The sequence below is a fragment of the Chryseobacterium subflavum genome, assembly GCF_055762745.1.
In genome coordinates this window covers 240,163-258,338 of sequence record NZ_JBVTMR010000002.1, presented here as the reverse complement: position 1 = coordinate 258,338, position 18,176 = coordinate 240,163, and the positions used below count along the sequence as shown (strand labels likewise).

Here is an 18,176-nt window from a genome sequence, read left to right as displayed (position 1 = left end):
TAAGTCAGACGATTGATGATAACACCGTTGTTCTTTTTGAACATACCGGCTTGATATTTCAGCGCCTTGATTGATTATGATCTAACTGTAGATTATAATTTGTTAACTAAAAATTTTTGCAAATATATTGTTTTTAATTATTCTAAATAAATTAGAGTATTGATATTTATCATAAAAATGTTATTTGAAGAATAATAAAAGCCATTTCATACTAAATGAAATGGCTTTTATTGTAATGCTAATTATAATTTAAATAGAAGAATTTGCTTCTTTTGAGGTAAAAGTGATATTAAAATTTATAAGTAATACTTCCCAGAATATTTGCTATAGGCTGGGCGTTTGCAGTCGTATATCCATTCCAGTAATGCTCATTTGTAAAATTGTCTACCTTAACTCCTATTCTGAATTTCTTTGTATCGTAAAATGCATTGGCATTTAATACCAGATATTTCGGAAGTATAAATGTTCCCATAGTAGTAGAGTTTACGATTTTATTATCACTCGCGTAATTACCTCCTACACCAAAGCCCAGTCCTTTTAAACCTCCATCTAAGAACTGATAGCTTGCATTAAAATTAACCAACCATGGAGATGATGCCGTTGACGGCCTTCTTCCTATAACCGTATTGTCTGCTTCAGTGTATTTCATATCATTGTAGCTTACTCCGGCGATTACAGAGAAACCTTTGATCAGGTAAGCATTGGCTTCTAATTCGACACCCTGACTTGTTAATGATCCGGCCTGGTTTTGTACAGCCTGCCCGGTTCCTGTCATTTCACCTGTATTAAGAAGGGTGTTCTTTACTTTGATATTATAATAACTTAAAGTAGTAGTAACTCTTCCTTTTATAAGATTCGTTTTGATTCCTCCTTCAAATTGATTGGCTCTTTCAGGAGTAGCTAGGTTGATGTTTCCTGCTTTATCTGAGGTATAATAACCATTACTTGAAAAACTATTTTGATAGTTTCCAAAAACGGAGAACTTGTCCGGAAGTATCTGATAGACAACTCCGAATTTTGGAGACCATGCTCCCTGATTGTAGGAAGAAGCAATGTTTGGTCCTATAATACCACCTTTATAAGCAACACTTTCATATCTTAATGAAGTTAAGATGTTTAACCCGGGCAATGGAGTAATTACATTAGAAATATAGCCGCTGTAGATATCTTTTTTACCGGCACTTTTATAGGTATTGTTTTTTTCAAAATCTTGCGTACTTTGAAGGTTTGCATATATTTCGCTCAGTGTTTGACCATTCATGTTGGAATAATTTCCTCCAAATGGGACCCAATCAAAATTTGTGAACATAAAGAATTGGTTATCATTTATCCTCATATAATCAAAACCGGCTACGGTTCTGTTTCTTACGCTTCCGATTTTAAAATCAGCATTGAAATTCTGCTGAAGTTGGAAATATGTTCTTTTACTGTCTTTGGTAGACTGATCGGCTCTAGTAATTCCTATTTCTGAACCATTATTGGGGTTGGGAGCAAAGTAGAAATAAGGATTGAACCCGTCAGAATAAGAATAGGAAGTACTTACATTGGTAGAGGATTTGATAAAATCATTGATCTTATAATTTACCTGCCCGAAAAAATTTCTGGCTTTTGCTGTTGTTTTAAGATCGTTCCCTGTGTATGTTTGCTTGTAATCATATCCTAGCTTTTCCATTTTATCCATGCTGTCAGCTCCCAGTTGTGAACTTGGAAAATAAAAAAAGAAAGCGGTTTCAGGATACGCATTAGTCTCAAACATTTCCAATTCTGCATTGATCTCTAGTTTGTCTGTAGGGCGATAGGTAAGGGAAGGAGTAAATGCATAAAAGGAGTTTTTTGCATTTGGTCTTTGAAAAGTTCCCTGATTGGTATAAGCTGTATTTAATCTGAATAGCAGTTTTTTATCGTTGGTAAGTGGTGTATTTACATCGGCTTGTACCCGGTAGTAGTTATAACTTCCGCCAGCCAGAGAAACAGCTCCTGCAAATTCTTCAAAAGGCTTTTTTGTAATTCTGTTTACTACTCCCCCATATGAAGTTACATTACTCCCGAAGAGGGTAGCAGAAGGTCCTTTTAATACCTCTATTCTTTCTACATTAATAGCATCCATAGATGTGGTGATCGGAGCGACCATTCCATTTCTGATAGAGTTTCCGGCTACAAAGCCCCTTAAGTTAAGATAGATTCCGCCATCACCGGCTCTGTTGGTAGCACTCCACATTTTTTGGGCACCTGCGACATTTCTGAATGCATCATCCACGGTAAATAATAATTGATTTTCCAGAACACCTTTATCAATTGAAGAATATACCTGTGGATCTTCTATAGCTTTTAACGGCATTTTATTAGAATAGTCACTGTCTTTTTTGATATAAGTACTAATGATGACTTCATCAATACTTTTGGTTTTGGTATCTGCCGTGTCTTTTTTTTGTGCAAAAGTTAACATTGAGCCCAGCATTGAAACACCAATCAGTACATTTTTCATGAAAGCAATTTTTTTTGCAAATATATTGTTTTTAATTATTCTAAATAAATCATAATATTGATATTTATCACGTAAATCTTATTTAGAAGATAATAAAAAAGCCTTTTTAACTTTTTAGTTCGGATGGGACGATGTTTTTCCCAGATAGTAGCTTTTAATTGTATGAATTATTTATTTTGAGCAAAAAAAACCGCAACAAGTTTACTTGTTGCGGTTTTTCGTATGTATTAATTATTTCTTATGCTGGGATTTCTCCTTTGTACAAGAAAGAAATAATTTCTTTATTCATTTTGTCTACCATTTCACTGAACAGGTGGAAAGATTCTTGTTTATAAATTACAAGCGGATCTTTTTGTTCATAAACAGCTCCTTGTGAAGATCTTCTTAAGTCATCCATTTCACGTAAGTGAAGTTTCCAGTTTTCATCGATGATTGATAACGTAATATTTTTCTCGAAATCGTTGATCAGCGTATCACACTGGCTTTCAAAAGCATCTTTAAGATCCGTAACAATTGTAAGCGTCTTATGTCCATCTGAGAAAGGAACCTGAATCATTTTGAACATTGAACCCTGATTTTGGTATACATTTTCAATGATAGGGAATGATTTCTCCTTCAACAGATTCAACTTCATCTGATAATCTTCCTGTGCTGCTTTGAAAAGGATATTCGTAAGATCCTGAACAGATTTGTTACCGAAATCACTTTCAGAAACAGGAGAACCCATTGTGAAATGTTTGATGACTTCAAATTCAAAATCTTTGAAACTGCCATTAGCTTTACCTTTGGCTGCAATAGAATTGGCAACGTCAAAGATCATATTGGTAATGTCATACTTCAGGTGATCTCCGAATAATGCGTTCTTTCTTCTTTTATAGATTACGTCACGCTGCTTATTCATTACATCATCATACTCAAGAAGTCTCTTTCTGATTCCGAAGTTATTTTCCTCTACTTTTTTCTGAGCTCTTTCAATAGACTTGCTGATCATAGAATGCTGAATCACTTCTCCTTCTTTATGACCCATTCTGTCCATCATCTTGGCAATTCTTTCAGATCCGAACAAACGCATCAGATTATCTTCAAGAGATACATAGAACTGGGAGCTACCAGGGTCACCCTGACGTCCTGCTCTACCTCTTAGCTGTCTGTCAACACGTCTTGAATCGTGTCTTTCGGTACCGATAATTGCTAAACCTCCTGCTTCTTTTACTTCTTTGGAAAGTTTAATATCCGTACCACGACCTGCCATGTTGGTTGCAATGGTTACCACTCCCGGCTGTCCTGCTCCAGCTACAATTTCCGCTTCCTTCTTGTGAAGTTTTGCGTTCAATACCTGGTGTGGGATCTTTCTTAGCTGAAGTGCTTTGGAAAGTAATTGAGATATTTCAACAGAAGTTGTACCAACCAGAACAGGTCTTCCTGCTGCTGTTAGGCTTTCCACTTCTTCAATAACTGCGTTGTATTTTTCTCTGTTGGTTTTATATACCAGATCCTGTCTGTCATGTCTTAAGATAGGACGGTTGGTAGGGATAACCACAACATCTAATTTGTAGATTTCCCAAAGCTCACCCGCTTCCGTTTCTGCTGTACCGGTCATCCCCGCAAGCTTATTGTACATACGGAAATAGTTCTGAAGCGTTATCGTCGCAAAAGTTTGGGTAGCAGCCTCAATTTTTACATTTTCTTTCGCTTCGATTGCCTGGTGAAGACCATCTGAATAACGACGTCCTTCCATGATACGTCCTGTTTGCTCATCAACGATTTTAACTTCACCATCAATTACTACATATTCATCATCTTTTTCGAACAATGTGTATGCTTTTAATAATTGGCTCATCGTGTGAACACGCTCGGATTTTTCAGCGAAATCAGAGAATAATTTTTCTTTAGCCTCAAATTCTTCTTCTTTAGATAAATTTTTAGCCTCCAGTTCTGCAATTTCAGTTCCGATATCAGGAAGAACAAAGAAGTTAGGATCTGAGTTTCCTTGTGACATATACTCTACCCCTTTATCTGTAAGATCTACCTGATTGTTTTTTTCTTCAATTACAAAATACAGATCTTTATCTACGATCGGCATATCACGGTTGTTATCCTGCATGTATTGCCCCTCAACTTTTTGAAGCAACGCCCGGTTACCGCTTTCCGATAAAAATTTAATCAATTGTCTGTTTTTCGGAAGACCTCTGTAGGCCTGAAGCAATTTAAAACCTCCTTCTTTCGTATTTCCTGCAGCAATTAATTTTTTTGCTTCATTGAAAATTGTTGAAACAGTTTTTTTCTGTACCTCTACAATTCTGTCGATAGAAGGTTTTAATACATCAAATTCCTGTCTGTCTCCCTGAGGTACAGGACCTGAAATAATCAAAGGTGTTCTTGCGTCATCTACCAATACGGAATCTACCTCATCCACGATGGCAAAGTTCAATTCTCTTTGTACCAGTTCTGAAGGTGAAGTCACCATGTTATCTCTCAGGTAATCAAAACCGAATTCGTTATTGGTTCCGTAAGTGATATCCGAGTTATAGGCTTTTCTTCTTCCGTCTGAATTCGGCTGGTGGTTATCGATACAGTCGATGGACATTCCATGGAACTGATAAAGAGGTCCCATCCATGCGGAGTCCCTTTTAGCAAGGTAGTCGTTTACGGTAACTACGTGAACTCCTCTTTCCGGAAGAGCATTTAAATAAATAGGTAATGTTCCTACCAGGGTTTTACCTTCACCGGTTGCCATTTCGGCAATTTTACCGCTGTGAAGAATAACCCCTCCGATAAACTGAACATCATAATGGACCATATCCCAAACTACAGGAGTTCCGGCTGCATCCCAAGAGTTTTTCCAAACGGCTGTATCTCCCTGAATTTCTACGAAATCTTTAGTTGCTGCAAGTTCTCTGTCTGTCGCAGTTGCTGTTACGCGGATCTCTCCGTTCTCTGCCCATCTTCTTGCTGTCTCTTTTATCAATGCAAAAGCTTCAGGAAGAATCTGGCTAAGAACTTTTTCTTCAATTTCGTATGATTCTTTTTTAAGAGATTCAATTTTTGAGAAAAGAGCTTCTTTTTCATCAACATTCGTTGAGTTTTTTATCTGCTCTTTTATTTGTTCTATTTGCGCTGTAATGGTACTTGTTGCTGATTTGATCTTATCTTTAAACTCAGCAGTTTTTTCTCTTAAACCATCATCACTCAATTGCTGAATGGTAGGTTCAACAGCTTTGATTTTTGTTACAACTTTTTTTACTTCTTTTAGGTCCTGCGCTTTCTTGTCTCCCAAAAACCCCTTAAGAACTTTATTTAAAAAACTCATAAAATTTTGATTTAGGCTCAAAACTTAAGCCTTGAGCATTTTAATTATTACACCTTAGCGGGTGCTTATGATATATCTAAAAAAGCTTTAAACACAGAGCTTAAAGCCTTTTACAGTTTAATATTCGTCTTCATTCCAAAGGTAATCCTCATCAGTAGGATAATCACTCCAGATCTCATCAATGGCGTCATAAATTTCTCCTTCATCTTCAATAGCCTGAAGGTTTTCCACTACTTCCATTGGGGCACCAGTTCTGATTGCATAATCAATAAGCTCTGCTTTTGTCATTGGCCAAGGTGCGTCACTTAAATACGAAGCTAATTCTAATGTCCAGTACATAATTTTTCTATTTTTTTTGCAAAAGTATAAAAATAGGTTATATAATAAACTTTTTTATACCTGATTTTCAATTCTTTTTATTAACTTTTGTTCACTACAGGCGTTATTCCCTTAATATAAGGATGCCTGCAACTTACTTGTTGTCATTTTCTCAAAAACCATTCCATAAATTTTTTTATGCCATTTTGGAAGTCTGTGGCTGGTTTGTAGCCAATTAATGTCCGGGCTTTTGTGATATCTGCATTGGTTTTTATGACATCTCCCGGTTGCATCGGCAGCATTTTCTTTGACGCCGTTTTACCAAGTGCTTTTTCTATGGCGGAAAGCATATCCGATAAACAGATGACTTCACTTTCTCCCAGGTTGATGATCTCGTATATTTTGGTGTTTTTTTCCAGATAATCGATCGATTTAATAATACCATCGATAATATCATCGATATATGTATAGTCTCTCGCTGTATTTCCATCTCCATAATAGGGAATTTCCTGGTTTTCAGAAATTAATCGGGTGAACTTATGTATCGCCAAATCGGGTCTTTGTCTGGGACCATACACCGTAAAAAACCGAAGTTGTATCATATCGATATCATAAAGATGATGGTAAACATGTCCGAGGATCTCACAGCACTTTTTGGTAGCAGCATAAGGGGAAATAGGATTGTCTACGTTATCTGTTTCGGAAAAAGGAATCTTAGTGTTGTTTCCGTAAACACTTGAAGAAGAGGCGCAAATGAACTTTTTAATGTTGAACTCATTACACAGCTCCCAAAGATTCATTGTTCCTTTTACATTCACTTCTTCATATTCAAGAGGTTTTTCGATAGAAGGACGCACGCCGGCAAGTGCAGCCAGGTGAATAACCATATCAATCTCATGATTGCGGAATATTTCTTCAAGTTTATTTTTATGCCTGATATCCTGGAAATATAACGTGTAATTATCTGACTGAGTGGTGATAATTAAATTTTTAATATCACTTTCCTTATCTGAAAAATCAAAATCCAAAGTTTTACCTACAGATTCTAATGTATTTTTAATTTTTATCTGATAATTATAAAAATTATCAAAGTTGTCTACGTTTATGACAGAATGTCCATTTTTCAACAGGGATTCTATCAAATGAGAACCGATAAATCCACTTCCTCCAGTTATAAGATACCTCATTCGTGTTTTTTTATTAGCACAAAAATATAAAATTTACTACTTGAAAATATAATCATTAAATTTACTTAAAAAAGTAATATAAAGTTAATATGCAGTTTCAAGGGCAAATTTTAAAAATGACGAGCTATGATGATCAGCCGATTCAGTACTATCTTAATCTTTCCGGGGACCTCATTCACATGAATGAATTGTTCGGAAAAGAGCTGACCATAAGACATACAGGGTTTCAGTGTGTAAACTGTGGAGAAAATAAACCCATATACAGAATGGGTTTCTGTAAAAGCTGCTTTTTTGAAAGCCCATATGCAAGTGACACTATTATCCGTCCCGAACTTTCAACCGCTCATTTGGGAGTAGCAGAGCGTGACCTGGAAATAGAAAAAGAAATCCAGCTGCAACCGCATACCGTATATTTAGCCTATACAGGAGATGTGAAAGTAGGAGTGACACGAAATACCCAGATCCCAACAAGATGGATCGATCAGGGCGCAACTTTTGCTTTACCTATTGCCAGGACAGAAAACCGCTATGAAGCGGGAATGATAGAAGTTGCATTAAAAAATCATTTACCGGATAAAACCAACTGGAAGAAAATGCTTCAGGATGATTTTGAAGGAGAGCTGGATCTGGCGGATTTTCAGCAGAAAATAAAACAGTATTTTCCTGATGACTTTCAGAAATTTTACAGTGAAGGAGAAGAACTTTGGAAATTTGATTACCCTTTTGACAAGCCGGAAAAAGTCAGCTCATTTACGCTGGATAAAAAGCCTGAATTTACGGGAAAGTTAACCGGGATAAAAGGACAGTACTTAGGATTCCAGGGAGGAGATTTTATAAATGTAAGAGGACATGAAGGGTATGTAATAGAGTTGAGTGTAAAAAATTAATGTTATATTTAGATATAATTACCTGAAATCGCAAATATGAAAAAATGGGTTAAAAAGCTATTGATTAGCCTGGGAGTATTAGCTGTCATTTTTTTGCTGGCTAACCTCGGATTAAATATCTGGCTTAAAACCCAGCTTCCTAAATATATCAAGAACAATACAGATTATAAGGTTTCCTACAAGAAGCTCGATGTGGATTTGGGAAGTGGAAATATCCTGGCCCAAGGAATAACAGTTAATAGTAAAAACCCACAAAATACGGATGTGATAGGTCTGCAAGGGACAATAGATACCTTGAAGATCAGTAGATTCGGGATTTATGATGCCTTATTTAATAAGAAGATCAGTTCAAAGGATCTTTCGTTGGTGAAACCCAATCTGAATATTACGCTTGCTAAGCCCATAGATAAAAAGACAGGAAAGAAGCGTAACCCGGTGTTGTTTGAGAATATACGGATCAACAACGGGAACATTAACGTATTCAGACACACAAAACAAAAGTTTGTAGGAGTTAAGGAGTTTAATTTATTTGTCGAAAACCTTCAGATGACTGAGGAGTCTGTAGAAGACAAATTACCCGTGGTGTTTGATCGGTATGATATCAAAGGAAAAGATTTTTTCTTTCGCCCGGATAATATTTATGCCATAAAAATCAACAAAATAACAACCACAAACGGGCAAATGCGGGTAGAAGATTTTAAGCTGTTGCCGTTATTGACTATCAATCAGTTCAAAAGATTTTATCCCCAGAAAAATAAATTATTCCAGTTCAACATTCAGAGAATGGAATTTAAGGATGTTGTTTTAAAGAAAAATAATATTTCTCTTGCTAATGCAAGCCTCCTTGATCCGATATTGCTAGTATATGATACCGGAGCTCCGGCCCCAAAAAAAGGTAAACCTTTCAGTTTTGAAGTGAACCTCGAAGATGTTGTATTGAGAAACGGTGAAGTACGGATTATTAAACCGGATGGTAATAAACTTTTGTCTGCTCAAAGTTTGAACCTTAATATCAATAAGTTTGTATTTAATAAAGAGTCTGCTGAGAATATTATTCCTGTAGGGTATAAAAATTTTAACTTTTCCGGCAGAAATATTTATTATGCGGGCAAGCAGAATATTAAGGTTAGCAGCATTGCACTAAACCCAAAGAGTGGAGAGATAAGAGATATTACTGCATTACCAACAGATTCAAAAACATCAATGGATCTTAAGGCGAACCATGTTGCTTTTAATATCAACAAATGGGAATTTATCGATAAAAAACTTAATCTCGATATTAAAGATATCCTGGTGAATGGAGTGCATGGTACAATAAAAACCCGTGAAGTCGCTCAAAAGCAGAAATCTGAAATAAAGGGAATTCAGTTTCCTGTCATCGTAAGAAAGGTAATTGTAAAAAACTCAAATATCATTTATGAGAAAGGAAATCAGCCGTTAAGTTTTAATGATCTGAATGCTACAATAAATGGAATAGAACTTAAGCCTAAAGCAAATAATGAAGGCATTGGATTAACGGTAAAAGATTATGGGCTTACAACAAAGAACTTTGCTTACAGGACGAAGTTTTATAACATGAGTGTTGCTTCTTTGAATGTCAGTAAAAACAAAGTTCAGATCAGTAATTTTGTCATGAAGCCTCTTGTATCAAGAGCGCAATTTATTAAAATGATTCCTGTTGAAAGAGATTTGTATGATCTGAAAGCGGGTCAGATTACCGCGGAAGGGAATTGGGATTTATTTTCCGGCAATAAATTTATTAATGCTTCCCATGTTGTCATTCAATCTGCTGATGCCAATATTTTCAGGAGCAAGATTCCTGCAGACGATCCAAAAGAAAAACCTTTGTATTCAAGGATGCTTCGGTCTATAAAAATACCAATGTATATTAATAATCTGGACTTAAAGAATTCTGTTTTGGTGTATGAAGAAGATACGCCTGAAAGTTCAGGACCTGGAAAACTGACATTCAGTAACTTTAATATGAATGTCAAAAACCTTAATTCAGCAAAGTTGAAAGGAAAACCTACCCAGGTGCATATTAAAATAGACTGCTCATTCATGAACCTTGCTCCTTTGGGAGTTAACTGGAATTTTGATGTCGCCAATCAGCATGATGATTTTACAATTTCAGGAAAGGCTGTTAATCTTCCTGCGCAGGGAATCAATCCTTTTATCCGGCCATATCTTCATATAACAGCTACAGGAACCATACAGGAGATGCTTTTCAATTTTAAAGGAAATCCTGCAGGACTTGGCGGAACTTTTAACCTGAAGCATAAAGATCTGAAAATTGCCATCTTAAATAAAGAGAATAAGGAAAAGAAAGGGTTTTTAACTGCGGTAGCGAATTTGTTTATCAAATCAAATTCTGGGCAGTTTCCGGAATCTGTAACAGTGGAAAAAGTAGAACGGGATCCTACCAAATCCTTTTTTAATTTATTCTGGAAAGGGATTCAGGAAGGGCTGAAGAAAACGCTGATAGGAGTTAATACGGATAAAGCTAAAAAAGCAGTTAAAAAGACAGTTGCGGCAGTGAATGATGTTAAAACAAGTATTAAGGATATAAAACAAACCGTATCAAGTGATCATAAGGAAGAACTAAAAAAAGAAGATTCTCCTCAGGCTGAAGAAGAAAAGAAAAAAGGATTTCTGAAAAATGTTTTTAAGAAAAAGGAAAAGCCCGAAAAAGAATAATTCCGGGCTTGATCAATTTATTTTAGAAGTTGAATTCGTCACTTTCCTGAACCGGAATGTCTCTTAAGAATTCATCAAATTTTTCTCCGGGATAATTGCTGTCGGCACCATAAGAATCTATGATCATTCCGATATTTCCTGCTGTATCTTTAACTACATATAAAACTGCATTGTCATCAGGAGCACTATCTCCTTCAAAACGGTAAGTTTTTAAGATGGTGAGATCAGACGGCTGGTATTTTTTTTCTGAATTTTCAAACTTCATCTCGCTCGATTCGTTCATTCTGAATTCCCTTTGTATACCTCTTTCTGACAAGGTCTTCATTACCTGGCTTAATGTGGTCATTCTGTCGATGTTTTCTGAATTATCCATAATTATACTTTTAAACGTTAGTACAATAATTAAACCATTAATTCAATCATTTTGTAGCCTGGATAAAATATTCTTCGTCTGAAATGATTTTTTAATGTTAACAAAATTTATAATTGAATAAAATGGAAAAGGTACATTTTTTGTTGTAGTGAAAGTATTAAATCGAATAGAATATGAAAAAGGAAATTGGAGTTTTATTGGCAGGAGGTGTAGGACTTTTGGCAGTATTAAGTTTCTTAGGAATAAAAAAGATTTTAAATAAAAAAGATAAAAAATACAGTGATTATTATTCAGATTATCACAGACACTTTGATGGAAAGGATCATGAAGATGAATATCATGGTGTCGAATTTTATGCAATGAAGTAGTAAAACAATATATCTAATTATGTTAAAACCGGCGCCTGTAAAGGGGTCGGTTTTTTTGTGGAAAACTTTAGTGTTAAAACTCATTACTTTTTGATCAAAGCCATCTAATTTTACATCAGGATGCAGAACGAAAATATCATAAAAGGTCAGGGAGCTCAGCGAAATGTAATCAATCGTTTCGACAGGTATACCTTTGAGCCTGAGGATGAAGATTTCGAAACAATAAAAACATCTTTCACTGAAGTTTTTCCCAAGACAATTGTTAATCAGGTGAAAAGTGAAGATCTTCCAATGGAATATTCAATGAATCCTTATCAGGGATGTGAGCATGGATGTGCGTATTGCTTTGCGCGGCCCACTCATGAATATTGGGGATATAGCGCAGGAATTGATTTTGAACGGAAGATCATGGTAAAGAAAAATGCTCCACAATTGCTGGAAAAATTTTTCCAAAAAAGAGGATACCAGGCAGCTCCGATTTTACTTTCGGGCAATACTGACTGTTATCAACCTGCTGAAAGACAATTTGAGATTACAAGACAGCTTCTGAAAGTTTGTCTCGATTACAGACATCCTGTCAATGTTTTAACAAAAAATGCATTGGTGTTACGTGATCTCGATCTCTTGCAACCTATGGCAGAACAAAACCTGGTTTCTGTCTCTCTGAGTATTCCAACCATTAATGAAGAATTGCGGCGAAAGATGGAACCGAGGACCAGTTCCGCGAATAATAAATTAAAGGCAATAGAAGTTCTGTCGCAGCATAAGATCCCTGTTAATGTGATGGTGGCCCCAATTATTCCGGGACTCAATAGTGACGAACCATTACATATTTTAAAAACAATTTCTGAAGCAGGGGCGCAAAGCTTTGGTTATACCCTGGTAAGGCTGAATGATACGGTAGAGCCTGTTTTTGTGAGATGGATAGAAGCCAGTTTTCCTGACAGGGCACAAAAGGTCCTTAATCTTATACGTTCCATGAGGGGCGGAAAATTGGGAGATAAAAGGTATTTTGAAAGGCAAAAAGGAGAGGGGAATATCGCTGAGATGATCCATAATACTTTTAAAATTGGCAGGAAAAAGTATTTTGATGGAAAAGAATTTCCTAAACTATCTACAAAAAACTTCACCGGAACAAAAGAGCAGCAACTGAGGCTATTTGAATAGAAAAACAAAACCGCTCCGTAAATGGAGCGGTTTTTTATGACTTTTAATTTCAATTACATTGAATCAACAGGACACTTGAAATCATCACTGCAGGTTGCACAGATAACAACTCCGTTACAGTAATACATGCAGAATTCTTCTACAGGTTTGATCCCGGCTCCTGAAATTGCTTTTAATTGGCTGTTGTTTAGTTTTTTTAAGTTTTTCATATTGTTTTAATTAAAAATTTGACACTAAAGTAAATATATAATTAAAATTTGAAATGAAAAAATTAAAAATATAGATTATTTTTTAATTAATCCGAGCTCGATCAGTCTTTCATGTAAGAATTCTCCGGCAGTCGTATCTTCGTACAATTTCGGATTGTTTTCATCTATACAATTTTCAAGACAATTCAAAGACATCCCACTTACCGGATGCATAAAAAAAGGAATTGAGTATCTTGAAGTTCCCCACAATTCTCTTGGTGGATTTACCACTCTGTGAATAGTAGATTTTAATTTGTTGTTTGTATGCCTTGAAAGCATATCTCCTACATTGATCATCAGTTCATCCGGTTCCGCAATGGCATCAATCCAATCGCCATCGTGGTTTTGTACCTGAAGTCCCTTCCCCTGAGAACCCATCAGAAGGGTGATCAGGTTGATGTCACCATGAGCAGCAGCTCTTACAGCATCATCCGGTTCCTGGGTAATTGGTGGATAGTGGATAGGTCGTAAAATAGAGTTTCCTTCTGCTATTTTATCATCAAAATAAAATTCATCCAGACCAAGATATAATGCCAAAGCTCTCAGAACATATTTTCCTGTTTTTTCAAGCATCTGGTATGTTTCTTTACCTACTTTGTTGAATTCCGGAAGTTCTTCAACGATAACATTGTCCGGATACTCCGTTTTGTATTTGGAATCATCAGACACATATTGCCCGAAATGCCAAAATTCTTTTAAGTCTCCTTTTTTGAAACCTTTCGCGGTTTCTTTACCAAATCCTACATAACCTCTTTGTCCTCCGATACCAGGAATTTCATACTTCTGTTTTGTTTCCGTAGGAAGATCAAAAAAGTTTTTTACCTCTCCATAAAGATTGCCTACCAACTGGTCATCAAGGAAGTGCCCTTTTAGAGCAACAAAACCAATTTCTTCGTAAGCTTTTCCGATTTCATTTACAAATTTCTGTTTGCGTTCCGGGTTGTCCGAAAGGAAATCACGCAGGTCTACACTAGGTATTTTATCCATTTTTAGAAATTTAACGTGGCGCTAAATTACGTCTTTTTTAAATTAAATGATTTTACAATTAAGTATTTATGAACTACATTTGTGATATGAAAAAATATTCTTCTAAGAGAAGCATTCAGATATTGGCAAATCTTCTCCAGCAGTACGGGATTTCAGATGTTGTTATTTCTCCCGGATCGAGAAATGCACCCCTTGCAATTCATTTTTCAGAGATTGATCATTTTAACTGTTTTAGCATTGTAGATGAAAGAAGTGCTGCCTTTGTTGCACTTGGGATGGCTAAAAGCGAAAAAAAGCCGGTGGCCATTACCTGTACCAGTGGTTCTGCAACAGTTAATTATTATCCTGCTGTAACGGAAGCGTTTTATCAGAATGTCCCCCTGTTGGTGTTAACTGCTGACAGACCAGTGGATTTCGTAGATATTTTTGATGGACAGACGATCCGTCAGAATAATATTTTTCATCAGCATTCCTATGGAGACTTCCAGCTTTTAGAGGATAAAGAAGAAAATGCAGAGGATATCAATTTTGAAATGATTAAAAAGGCGATTGAGCTTTGTTTTGAAAAACAAGGTCCTGTGCACATCAATATTCCTCTTGAAGAACCTTTATATGAATTGGTTTCTGAACTTCCTACTTTTCCAACCGTGGAAAAAACGATTAAAAAGAAAGAATATGAAATTCCTTCGAATCTTGTAGCGGATTGGAATACTTCACAACGTATCATGATCCTGGTGGGGACAAAGGATTATATTCCTGAGCTTGAAAATCAGCTGTCACAATTGGTTAAAAACCACACAGCGGTTGTTTTGAGTGAGGCGAATTCAAATGTATACCATGAAAAATTCTTTAGATTTATAGACCGTTATATCTTTAATTTTACTGAAGAAGATTATAAAAAATATGCACCGGATTTATTGATCACGGTAGGGCAGAACGTAGTTTCCAAAAAAGTGAAACAATTTTTAAGAAAAGCCCGCCCAAAGCAGCATTGGCATCTTGATGAAGTCTGGCAGCCGGATACTTATTTTTCTTTAACAGAGAAAATAGAGGTAAAACCGGAAGTATTCTTTTCTAAGTTATTGAAGTTTATTAATCTTGAGCCAAGGCCATATTATAACCTTTGGGATGTTCTTAGAGATAAGAAAGATGCTAAACACGAGAAGTTCTTAAACCTTGTTGAGTTTTCGGATTTTTATTTCTTTAACAAGGCTTCACAAACCGTACCGGAGAACTATAATATCCACTTCAGCAATAGTTCAGGTATCAGATATGCTCAATTATTTGATTTTGGCAGGAGAAAAATGTATTGTAACAGAGGAACAAGCGGAATTGATGGTTCTACTTCAACTGCAATGGGGTTTGCCATTAAAAACTCCAATCCTACTTTATTAATTACAGGAGATTTGAGTTTCTTCTACGATATTAATGGCTTGTGGAATCAATATATCCCGCCTTTTGTAAGGATTATCATCTTTAATAACGGAGAAGGAAATATTTTTAAAATTATTCCGGGACCTGGCAATGCCAATCCTAATACGCTCGATGAGTTTATAGCAACAAAACACCATAAAAATGCTGAACATCTTGCGAAGCATTTTGGGTTTTCTTACACCAAAGTGGAAGATGACAGAACGTTAGACCGGGTTTTAGACAATTTTTTCAAACCCGATACTTTGCCTAAGATTCTGGAAATCAATACCCATGGAACCAACAGTGCAGATGTCCTTAAGGGGTATTTTGAATTTATGAAAGAAAGCTAAAGATCCAGATACTCTTCGTTGCCGGGTAAATTGTTAATCCTGGCAATCGGATAGATAAACATATCATCGAAGTCATTCAAAGCATTGATCAATTGGAAATGGGAAAACTCTTTAATGTTTTGTAAGGTGATTTCCGTTTCCTTTATTTTCTTTTTCTTTAACAGGTTCTGTCTTTGGACACCGTTCAAAAGGTAAGTGGAAGGAGTAAACCATTCTTTACCCTTCATAAATAAAATATTGGAGAACGAAGTGTCGGTGATATGGTTGTTTTTGACAATGATAATTTCCTCGGCTTTAGATTTCATCTTCATTTTTTCAAGTTCCTTACGGTCTTCAAATTTAAATGAATAGTCAAAAGTATTATTTTCTACCAATTGAAAGTCTAATATTTCCGGAATGGCATAAGGAATCATTTGTGTTCTGACTTTCTTGTCCAGATCATAAGCAATTCTTAATTTGAAAAGGCCGTCTTCATCATGGTTGAGGCTTTTGAACAATTTGGAAAGATCTATTGATCCTTCTTTCCCAAAGTGTGCAAAGGTTTCATTCACCCTTTTTTGGTGAAGATCTAACAAAAAAACTTCCTGATCTTCAACTTTAATACTTTCAATAAATTGGAACATAAATTTTGTTTTTCATTTCCTGATATTCATCTTCTAATTTGCTCATATGCGTTATTCCGCCACCACTTTTAAAATATAAAGTGTCGTTTTCCTTTTCAATAAAACGGATCATTACACAACTGTCTACATTTTTACCATCAAACCAGCCGCATACGCCCGTATAATATCCTCTTCCATAGCCTTCGGCATCTAGAATGATTTCCAGTGTCTTTGGTTTTGGAGCACCTAAGATAGAACCTGCAGGAAGCAGAGTTTTCATGATACTTCCAATTTTGCCTTCAAATTCAGGTTTTATATTTCCTACAATTTCAGAACTCATGGCATATAGGTTCTTTTGTTGCGTTTTAATCAGGTCAATATTCTGAAAATGAGTTACTTCTACTTCGTCTGACACCATGCTTAGATCATTTCTTAGCAAATCTACAACCGTATAATGTTCGGCTTTTTCTTTTTTATCATTCTTAAGGATTTCTTTTGCATTTTCAAGAGAGGCATCGATGGTTCCTTTCATTGGATATGTGAAAATTTTACCGTCAATGATCTTTACAAAAGTTTCCGGAGAAAAAAATACGAAAAAATCTTTATAAAAAACTTTATATTTCGCATCGGAGTGAAGAAATATTTCTTCTAGGGATAAATTTGTTTCAATTTGAGTTTTTCTTGTATAATTAATTAGATAAGAGTTTCCTAGACGAATATTTTTCTGAACTTTATCAAATCCTGCTTTAAAGCTCTCTAATGTTTCCGGATAGGACTTCCATTCAATTTTTTTGTCAAGGGTCTTGCTCTTTTTTAGCGTTGAAAATGATTGAAAATCAATCTGTAAACCCGATTTATCAAGTTCGTTTTCTAAGTAGATTTCCACATTTTCACACAAGAAGTCGATGATGAAGAAATAAGGAGTCTTCCGGATAGAAAGCTCATCCATTTCTATAAATTTTTGATGATTCATTGAAAACATTCGACAAAAGTACTTATTGATGTTTACTTTTGCACAAAATATTTTTACATGCAGAACAAATATCCGCAGAAACCGGGAATTGATTTTATACTGAAGCAGGCATTTTTCTATTGGAATAAAACTCTGATTTTTCAACTGATGTTTTCCATTATTTACTTTGCTATATTTTTTACGGGAATGTTTTTCTTCGCTTCCCGGTTTGGAATATGGGAGCAGAGCCAGGAGTTGTCTGAAGCACTTCGTTTGGGTACCAAAGTCTATATGGAAAAAGCGGCCGCGATGAGTGCAACCGAGAACTATCAGAAATTCAGTTATGGAATACTGGGGATCATTGTTTTTCTTTATCCTCTGAACCTTGGATTTTTCCAGATTTTCAGAAAAATGGACCTTAATGAAAAAATAGTGTTGGGGGATCTGTTTGCGGGATATAACGGACTAAATTTCTTTAAATATATCAGTTACTTTTTATTCTGGTTTTTCATTTATCTTTTAACTGCACAAACTATTATCCTTGGTGTTGCGTGGGTATTTGTAACCATTTTTGTTGCTCCGCTTATGTTTTTTGCTGATAAAAGAATTTTTGAAGCAATTACATTGAACTTTAAAGCTTTGAAAATGTACTTTGTAGAAATTGCAGTATGTATTATCGTAGCATTTATTTTTAAATATGCCGGATTTGCTCTGTTTCTGGTGGGAGGACTTTTTACATTTCCTTTTTGGAATGCAATTATATATTCACTATACAAGACTGTTTTTTCAGAAAAAAATTAAATTTTAGCATTGCTTAATGCTTTTTTTATCA

At 35.5% G+C, this 18,176-nt stretch carries 15 protein-coding genes; 6 read left to right on the top strand and 9 right to left on the bottom strand.

Annotated features, from left to right (window positions below):
• Positions 1 to 289: 289 nt before the first annotated feature.
• The 4 genes from AC0INN_RS10425 to AC0INN_RS10410 all read right to left on the bottom strand — a co-directional run bounded on the left by AC0INN_RS10425 (position 290) and on the right by AC0INN_RS10410 (position 7,300).
• Complete coding sequence (locus AC0INN_RS10425; protein WP_273650181.1) at positions 290 to 2,485, bottom strand: TonB-dependent siderophore receptor; 2,196 nt, start codon at positions 2,483 to 2,485, stop codon at positions 290 to 292.
• A gap of 238 nt (positions 2,486 to 2,723) precedes the next feature.
• Positions 2,724 to 5,795, bottom strand: coding sequence for a preprotein translocase subunit SecA (gene secA / locus AC0INN_RS10420; RefSeq protein ID WP_172281475.1), 3,072 nt, complete (start codon positions 5,793 to 5,795; stop codon positions 2,724 to 2,726).
• A gap of 117 nt (positions 5,796 to 5,912) precedes the next feature.
• Complete coding sequence (locus AC0INN_RS10415; protein ID WP_027382805.1) at positions 5,913 to 6,134, bottom strand: DUF2795 domain-containing protein; 222 nt, start codon at positions 6,132 to 6,134, stop codon at positions 5,913 to 5,915.
• 143 nt (positions 6,135 to 6,277) lie between these two features.
• Complete coding sequence (locus AC0INN_RS10410) at positions 6,278 to 7,300, bottom strand: GDP-mannose 4,6-dehydratase (RefSeq protein WP_273650180.1); 1,023 nt, start codon at positions 7,298 to 7,300, stop codon at positions 6,278 to 6,280.
• Between the two features lie 89 nt (positions 7,301 to 7,389).
• Between AC0INN_RS10410 and AC0INN_RS10405 the strand changes: the two genes are divergently transcribed.
• Both AC0INN_RS10405 and AC0INN_RS10400 read left to right on the top strand, forming a co-directional pair.
• Positions 7,390 to 8,187: a DUF2797 domain-containing protein gene (locus AC0INN_RS10405; RefSeq protein ID WP_273650179.1), complete on the top strand. Its 798-nt coding sequence runs from the start codon at positions 7,390 to 7,392 to the stop codon at positions 8,185 to 8,187.
• Positions 8,188 to 8,223: 36 nt separating this feature from the next.
• Positions 8,224 to 10,884 carry an AsmA family protein gene (locus AC0INN_RS10400; protein WP_273650178.1) on the top strand — a complete coding sequence of 887 codons (2,661 nt, stop codon included), beginning with the start codon at positions 8,224 to 8,226 and terminating at the stop codon, positions 10,882 to 10,884.
• A 22-nt stretch (positions 10,885 to 10,906) separates the two neighbouring features.
• Here the strand turns inward: AC0INN_RS10400 and AC0INN_RS10395 are convergent, their stop codons facing one another.
• Complete coding sequence (locus AC0INN_RS10395; RefSeq protein ID WP_273650177.1) at positions 10,907 to 11,257, bottom strand: hypothetical protein; 351 nt, start codon at positions 11,255 to 11,257, stop codon at positions 10,907 to 10,909.
• Between the two features lie 173 nt (positions 11,258 to 11,430).
• On the opposite strand from AC0INN_RS10395, the gene AC0INN_RS10390 reads away from it, so the two are divergent.
• Both AC0INN_RS10390 and AC0INN_RS10385 read left to right on the top strand, forming a co-directional pair.
• A complete protein-coding gene (locus AC0INN_RS10390) occupies positions 11,431 to 11,625 on the top strand; it encodes a hypothetical protein (RefSeq protein WP_172281465.1) in 195 nt (64 codons plus the stop codon).
• A 120-nt stretch (positions 11,626 to 11,745) separates the two neighbouring features.
• Positions 11,746 to 12,792 carry a PA0069 family radical SAM protein gene (locus tag AC0INN_RS10385; protein ID WP_273650176.1) on the top strand — a complete coding sequence of 349 codons (1,047 nt, stop codon included), beginning with the start codon at positions 11,746 to 11,748 and terminating at the stop codon, positions 12,790 to 12,792.
• Positions 12,793 to 12,845: 53 nt separating this feature from the next.
• On the opposite strand, the gene AC0INN_RS10380 is transcribed toward AC0INN_RS10385, so the two are convergent.
• Positions 12,846 to 13,001 (bottom strand): hypothetical protein, encoded by a 156-nt coding sequence (locus tag AC0INN_RS10380; RefSeq protein WP_172281461.1) that lies wholly within the window; start codon positions 12,999 to 13,001, stop codon positions 12,846 to 12,848.
• 75 nt (positions 13,002 to 13,076) lie between these two features.
• On the bottom strand, positions 13,077 to 14,027 hold the full coding sequence (locus tag AC0INN_RS10375) for an isopenicillin N synthase family dioxygenase (RefSeq protein ID WP_273650175.1): 951 nt from the start codon (positions 14,025 to 14,027) through the stop codon (positions 13,077 to 13,079).
• Positions 14,028 to 14,113: 86 nt separating this feature from the next.
• Here AC0INN_RS10375 and menD point away from each other — a divergent pair, with 86 nt between their 5' ends.
• Positions 14,114 to 15,790, top strand: a complete 1,677-nt coding sequence (gene menD, locus AC0INN_RS10370) for a 2-succinyl-5-enolpyruvyl-6-hydroxy-3-cyclohexene-1-carboxylic-acid synthase (protein ID WP_273651068.1) — start codon at positions 14,114 to 14,116, stop codon at positions 15,788 to 15,790.
• Here the strand turns inward: menD and AC0INN_RS10365 are convergent.
• Positions 15,787 to 16,413, bottom strand: a complete 627-nt coding sequence (locus AC0INN_RS10365; RefSeq protein ID WP_273650174.1) for an aminotransferase class IV — start codon at positions 16,411 to 16,413, stop codon at positions 15,787 to 15,789. The two genes, menD and AC0INN_RS10365, sit on opposite strands and share 4 nt — an antisense overlap.
• Positions 16,397 to 17,374, bottom strand: a complete 978-nt coding sequence (locus AC0INN_RS10360; RefSeq protein ID WP_273650173.1) for an aminodeoxychorismate synthase component I — start codon at positions 17,372 to 17,374, stop codon at positions 16,397 to 16,399. The genes AC0INN_RS10365 and AC0INN_RS10360 overlap by 17 nt, the downstream gene beginning before the upstream one ends.
• A 48-nt stretch (positions 17,375 to 17,422) precedes the next feature.
• Here AC0INN_RS10360 and AC0INN_RS10355 point away from each other — a divergent pair, with 48 nt between their 5' ends.
• Positions 17,423 to 18,145, top strand: a complete 723-nt coding sequence (locus AC0INN_RS10355; RefSeq protein WP_273650172.1) for a hypothetical protein — start codon at positions 17,423 to 17,425, stop codon at positions 18,143 to 18,145.
• Positions 18,146 to 18,176: the final 31 nt, after the last annotated feature.

Coding starts and splice junctions, on each gene's coding strand:
- AC0INN_RS10425 (WP_273650181.1), bottom strand. CDS start 2,485: ATGAAAAATGTACTGATTGGTGTTTCAATGCTGGGCTCAATGTTAACT.
- secA (WP_172281475.1), bottom strand. CDS start 5,795: ATGAGTTTTTTAAATAAAGTTCTTAAGGGGTTTTTGGGAGACAAGAAA.
- AC0INN_RS10415 (WP_027382805.1), bottom strand. CDS start 6,134: ATGTACTGGACATTAGAATTAGCTTCGTATTTAAGTGACGCACCTTGG.
- AC0INN_RS10410 (WP_273650180.1), bottom strand. CDS start 7,300: ATGAGGTATCTTATAACTGGAGGAAGTGGATTTATCGGTTCTCATTTG.
- AC0INN_RS10405 (WP_273650179.1), top strand. CDS start 7,390: ATGCAGTTTCAAGGGCAAATTTTAAAAATGACGAGCTATGATGATCAG.
- AC0INN_RS10400 (WP_273650178.1), top strand. CDS start 8,224: ATGAAAAAATGGGTTAAAAAGCTATTGATTAGCCTGGGAGTATTAGCT.
- AC0INN_RS10395 (WP_273650177.1), bottom strand. CDS start 11,257: ATGGATAATTCAGAAAACATCGACAGAATGACCACATTAAGCCAGGTA.
- AC0INN_RS10390 (WP_172281465.1), top strand. CDS start 11,431: ATGAAAAAGGAAATTGGAGTTTTATTGGCAGGAGGTGTAGGACTTTTG.
- AC0INN_RS10385 (WP_273650176.1), top strand. CDS start 11,746: ATGCAGAACGAAAATATCATAAAAGGTCAGGGAGCTCAGCGAAATGTA.
- AC0INN_RS10380 (WP_172281461.1), bottom strand. CDS start 13,001: ATGAAAAACTTAAAAAAACTAAACAACAGCCAATTAAAAGCAATTTCA.
- AC0INN_RS10375 (WP_273650175.1), bottom strand. CDS start 14,027: ATGGATAAAATACCTAGTGTAGACCTGCGTGATTTCCTTTCGGACAAC.
- menD (WP_273651068.1), top strand. CDS start 14,114: ATGAAAAAATATTCTTCTAAGAGAAGCATTCAGATATTGGCAAATCTT.
- AC0INN_RS10365 (WP_273650174.1), bottom strand. CDS start 16,413: ATGTTCCAATTTATTGAAAGTATTAAAGTTGAAGATCAGGAAGTTTTT.
- AC0INN_RS10360 (WP_273650173.1), bottom strand. CDS start 17,374: ATGTTTTCAATGAATCATCAAAAATTTATAGAAATGGATGAGCTTTCT.
- AC0INN_RS10355 (WP_273650172.1), top strand. CDS start 17,423: ATGCAGAACAAATATCCGCAGAAACCGGGAATTGATTTTATACTGAAG.